6 protein-coding genes are annotated in these 5282 nt (G+C 37.0%); all 6 read left to right on the top strand.

Going from position 1 to position 5282, the window contains the following annotated elements:
• Nucleotides 1-172 precede the first annotated feature (172 nt).
• The 6 genes from NZ519_11605 to NZ519_11580 all read left to right on the top strand — a co-directional run bounded on the left by NZ519_11605 (nucleotide 173) and on the right by NZ519_11580 (nucleotide 4965).
• Nucleotides 173-1234: a T9SS type A sorting domain-containing protein gene (locus NZ519_11605; GenBank protein ID MCS7029399.1), complete on the top strand. Its 1062-nt coding sequence runs from the start codon at nucleotides 173-175 to the stop codon at nucleotides 1232-1234.
• A gap of 81 nt (nucleotides 1235-1315) precedes the next feature.
• A complete protein-coding gene (locus NZ519_11600) occupies nucleotides 1316-2518 on the top strand; it encodes an FtsW/RodA/SpoVE family cell cycle protein (GenBank protein ID MCS7029398.1) in 1203 nt (400 codons plus the stop codon).
• Nucleotides 2519-2534: 16 nt separating this feature from the next.
• On the top strand, nucleotides 2535-2801 hold the full coding sequence (locus NZ519_11595) for a hypothetical protein (protein ID MCS7029397.1): 267 nt from the start codon (nucleotides 2535-2537) through the stop codon (nucleotides 2799-2801).
• Entirely contained in the window at nucleotides 2791-3612 is an 822-nt protein-coding gene (locus NZ519_11590; GenBank protein ID MCS7029396.1) for a hydroxymethylpyrimidine/phosphomethylpyrimidine kinase, read from the top strand. The genes NZ519_11595 and NZ519_11590 overlap by 11 nt, the downstream gene beginning before the upstream one ends.
• A 70-nt stretch (nucleotides 3613-3682) precedes the next feature.
• A complete protein-coding gene (locus NZ519_11585; GenBank protein ID MCS7029395.1) occupies nucleotides 3683-4177 on the top strand; it encodes a MarR family transcriptional regulator in 495 nt (164 codons plus the stop codon).
• Nucleotides 4178-4203: 26 nt separating this feature from the next.
• Entirely contained in the window at nucleotides 4204-4965 is a 762-nt protein-coding gene (locus NZ519_11580; GenBank protein MCS7029394.1) for a menaquinone biosynthesis protein, read from the top strand.
• Nucleotides 4966-5282: the final 317 nt, after the last annotated feature.

Below are 5282 nucleotides of genomic sequence, written 5' to 3'. Positions count from 1 at the left end.
AAGCGTAGCCCGTAGCACGCCGACCTTGTGGGCATGAGCGCAAGCGAAACGCCCACAAGGACACGCCCAAAAAATAAAAGAATCAACAAAAAACATTTAACGTTTATCATTTATTCATTGGTTAAATTTGAATCTTTACCTATTTTTGCTTAAAATTTACTTAACTTAAATTATGAAAAGTCAAAGTTATTGGATTATTATTTTGACCGCCATATTGAGTAAGCTAAGCCCTGGGCAAATTACTATTATGCCCTCTGATATGCCCTCAATAGGAGTAACCTATCAAATGCTGCAAGATACAAATACTTCATTGCCAGTTATTACCCCAAGCAGCAGCACAGCCCAAAATTGGGATTACTCTAATGCCTTCCCGAATGTAACAGATACCCTTGTGTGGCAATTTGTAGATAAAACCACCTTGCCCGGACATACTAACTTCCCCGCTTCAACCATGGGCTTTAACAACAAAAGAGATAGTGTGTATGTATTCCTTTTGAACGATAACGACGGACTATATGTAGAAGGTACTTACACTTATTTTAGCCTAGCCCCTAACACAGCTATTGTCCTCAATCCGAAAGAATTACTCTTTCCCACAAACTTTACTTATAGTAACTATCGCTCTCATCAAGCTAAATCTACTGTATTTGCAAACGTAATGGGCTTTGACGTTAAGTTGGTTAGCCGTATAACCTCTAAATTTACAGGCGATGCTTTTGGTTCGCTTAAAACCCCCACAGGTAACTACGCCAATGTACTTCGGATTAAAAAAGTACGCATTCAGCAAGATAGCATTTATGTGAAATTTGGCACTTCTTACGTACCTTTTCAAAATAATACAGACAGCACTTTGACCTACATTTTTATGGAAAAAAATCCTAGCCATGCACTTGTGTGTGAAATAGTCATGGACAGAGATAATTTTAATAAACCTAAGCGAGGTAGATATAGCAGAACTTCTTCTGTTAGTATAAAACCTGAAAAAGACAATATTCCTCAAATTATTGCTTACCCCAACCCCGTACAAACCTATTTGAATCTTGACCTAACTCATCTTCCCCAAGCTCAAAATTTAATTTTGTACGATTTTTCGGGCAAAGTCTTACTTCAAGAATCTGTTCAATCTGTACAAAGTATAAGTATTGACATTGCTCATTTGCCCAAAGGAATTTATACCTACCATGTAACAGGTAGAAACAATGAACTACTGGGATGGGGCAAATGTGTAAAATAGTTATCTTTTGTACTTAACACAGATAAACTCAACTAACAGGTTTGATGCTTTTGTGCTATCTTTGCACAGAGTGCAATAGTAATGAAGCAACTTTCGTTTTTTAGCAAGTACTTTAAGGGCGATCCTTGGCTATGGATAAGCACTTTGATGATTAGCTTTATCGGAATATTAGCCGTGTACAGCGCTATTACTCCGTTAGCTACTCAAAAAAAAGTAATTAACGAACTATTTTTAGGCAAACACATCTTTATGATTGTATTAGGTTTTAGCATGATGTTTTTTATGCACCGAATAGACTACCGGATATTAGGAACATTGAGCATATTTGGAATATGGCTGTGCGTACCTTTGTTGATCTACACTTTGGTTCAGGGCGTTAATATTCATAATGCTAGCCGTTGGCTAAGACTACCCATTATTAACCTTACCTTTCAACCTTCTGATTTTGCTAAAATTGCTTTGATTATTTATGTAGCTAGGCAACTATCTGTAAAACAAAAAAATATCAAGGACTTTTATGCTACCTTTTTACCTATTATTTTTTGGATAGCTGTCATTTGCGGACTTATTGCCCCAATGAACTTGAGCACGGCTTCTATGCTTTTTTTAGTTTGCTTTATTCTGATGTTTATTGGAAGAATATCTTTGTTGCATTTAGCTTTGATTGTGTGCATCAGTATAATAGGTTTTATGGGACTTTTTAAGATATCTCCCCGAAGTGAAACTTGGCAAAAACGAATAGAAAGCTACCTTTACGAAGATTCTTTTCAGACCGAGCAAGCTAAAATTGCCATAGCTACTAGTGGACTCTTAGGTAAAGGTCCAGGAAAAAGTACTCAAAAGTATCTTCTACCGCAACCCTACAACGACTTTGTTTTTGCTATAATTATTGAAGAATATGGATTGATAGGGGGAGCATTGGTCATTTTTTTATATTTGTTCTTCACTTATCGAGCGCTAGTGGTGGCTAATAACTTGCAAGATAGAATTTTCGGAAAATTATTGGTGATAGGTTTATCGCTCAATATATGTTTGCAGGCATTGGTCAATATGGGCGTTGCAGTGGGCGTATTACCTGTAACAGGACTTGCTCTACCTATGCTTAGCATGGGCGGGACTTCTATTTTATTTAATGGGATTGCTATCGGAATTATCATCAGCATCAGCCGAGAGGTGGAAACTCAAAAAATTACCCCCACAAGAGAATCTTCGCCCTATCATTTCAAAAATTCGCCGATTAACTTTGTAGAAAGAACTCAAAGAAAAATGAATAAACCCATGTAATTATTACTTTTGTACTATGGAACTAACTCCATTACAATACGAGATACTAGACAAAATTTACTTTGTTGAACCTTTTCATCGGATAGTAGAGGAGGTCAAAAGCCCTGCCAATGTTGTAGCAGATGAACTCAAAAATCTAATTGCTAAACAGTGGGTCCAAGTATTAAAATACGATGAGCAAATTAAAGATTACATAAAAACAGAAATTTATGACATAGACAACTTAGAAGACTACTTTTTCCTTATAACAAAGGAGGGCTTATTGAAGCACAATGGCAGATAACATTAAAACCATCTTATGCATCAATGCCGCAGATACAGCGGGAGGCATCGGTATCGCCACAGATATTAAAACTATACAAAGCCAAAACATGGATAGCATTCATGTCTACACAGCAATTATAGCGCAGTATCATGATGAACTAATAGACATGATAGAAATTCCTGCTGATGTGGTACGCTTGCAGTTAGATAGTATACGGAAGTACAAAATTTATGATGCAATTAAAATAGGAATTATTCCAAATGTGCGCATAGCACAAGAAATAGGTAATTTTATCTCACAAGTAAATGTCCCTGTGGTTTTGGATATTTCTTTACGTAATCGTAGCAGTGCAGAGTGGAGCAGTGCTGATGTAGTTTTAGCCGTAATTGAGAACATTATTCCTTACGTAACCATATTCGTGCCGAATAAATACGAAGCAGAACAATTTTCAGGTATGCCCATAGATACTCCCGAAGATGCACAAGTAGCAGTTCAACGTATAGCACAGCTCAATTATGATATGTATGTCCTTCTCAAAGGGCGTTTATTTAGTCATACCTATCGTGCAGATGAATATGGTGATAAATGGTGTAGTGATATTCTCTACTACAAAAATGATTTTTACCTGTTTGAAGCGCCTACAATCAGCAACACTAAGCACTTCGGTTCAGGTGATATGTATTCCTCTTTAATTGCTTGCCAATTAGCCCAGCAGCAAAACGTAGTAGATGCCGTCAGAACAGCCAAAGAAAAAATTAGCTATGCCATAAAAGATACTCATAATCAAAGAGTTAATATTATTCATTCTGAAAAACCTAACCACACTTGACCAAGTTTTAAGTTTTAAACAAATGAACATAAATTGCATATCTTTGCTTATAAGACTACAAGGCTTTAGTATGAGATTAGAAGAAGCCATTTTGCAGTACCATTTCAGTTCTCAAGCTCAAAAAGCAGGAATAAATATCATCTACACAGCACACTGGCTACACAACTGCATACAAGATTTTCTCAACCCCTATCATATTACTCCGCAGCAGTATAATGTCCTTCGGATACTCAAAAATGTATATCCAGTTTCTTTAAGCATCTGTGATATCCGTAAGCAAATGCTAGATAAAACTTCTGACGTTTCACGAATTGTAGATAGGCTAGTCAAGCAAGGTTTAGTAACGCGAAAAATTAGTCTTATTGATAAGCGTTTGATTGACATACGCATATCTGAACAAGGTATTGCACTTCTAAATAAAATAGACAAACAACAAAACAGATTAGAGCAAATCATGAGCGTGTTGAGTAATCAAGAGTTAGAAACAATCAACGCTATTTTAGATAAGCTACGAACCTTGAATGTAGAGCTTTACCCAAACGAGAGTAGCCATTTTGAGGAGTGAACTTGTAACCTAAAATCGCTTGTGTTATGCTTCAAATTGCAGCGGTATCATATCTTAACACACAACCCTACTTATTAGGTATCCGAAAATATCTTTCTGTAAATCATACGGTTGAGGTCTATGACCCTAAAAGGTGTACAGAAATGCTCAAATGTGGCAAAGCAAATGTAGGACTTATTCCTACGGCAACCTTATCCGAACTCAAAAACGTCGTTCCTATATCGGATTATGGAATTGTAGCCTACGGCAGAGTATACTCTGTAAGCCTGTACAGCCAAGTACCTATTCAAAAAATTTCAACTATCTTTTTAGACTACCAATCGCGTACATCCATTGCGCTTGCACAAATTTTATGTCAAAATTATTGGAAAATTAAGCCTAAATTTATAGAAGCTTACCCTGGATATGAAGCTCAAATACAAGGTAATCAAGCAGGAGTAATTATTGGCGATAGAGCTATAATCTTAAAAACAGCTTATCAGTATGACTTTGACCTTGCTCAAGCTTGGTATGAGTACACTCAATTACCTTTTGTTTTTGCGCTATGGGTGGTTGATAAAAAACTGTACAGTTCGGAACTTCATTCTTTGCTCAATTATGCTTTTGAAAAGGGCATTCAAGACAGACGGAATTACTATGCTCAATGGGCGGCACAGCATCAGATAGATGAGCAAACAGTGAGTTTGTATTTGGATAAATACATTCACTACACTATCTCTGCCGAAGCTAAACAAGGTTTAAGTTTGTTTTTAGATAAGCTTTGTTGCGTGGCTACTCGTTTAGACTAAAAAACAGTTCAGATAAAGGATATTGCTGTGGTTATATTTCAAACTAAAAGACATACTTTCTCATTTAGTTCAATATCAATCTTTTTATCCCGTTGGTGCGGGATACTTCTGCCAAAGCAGGCAAAATATCTTGATTTCAATTTTTATGAAGGATATTTTTTTATTTTGGGCGTGCCCCTTGCTGACGCAAGGGTCGGGGCATTCCGCACTACGCTTCGCTTCGGTGCTCCGCTAACGCTCCGCACTGCCTATCGGCATGCTCCATGCCCCTCACGCAATTGAATAACACTCCCTCAATACCCTCAACTTGACCTTAT

It is taken from the genome of Bacteroidia bacterium, assembly GCA_025056095.1.
Lineage (GTDB): Bacteria > Bacteroidota > Bacteroidia > JANWVE01 > JANWVE01 > JANWVE01.
Note: the sequence above shows the minus strand (reverse complement) of the source record. Positions and strands in the feature narration are given on the sequence as shown.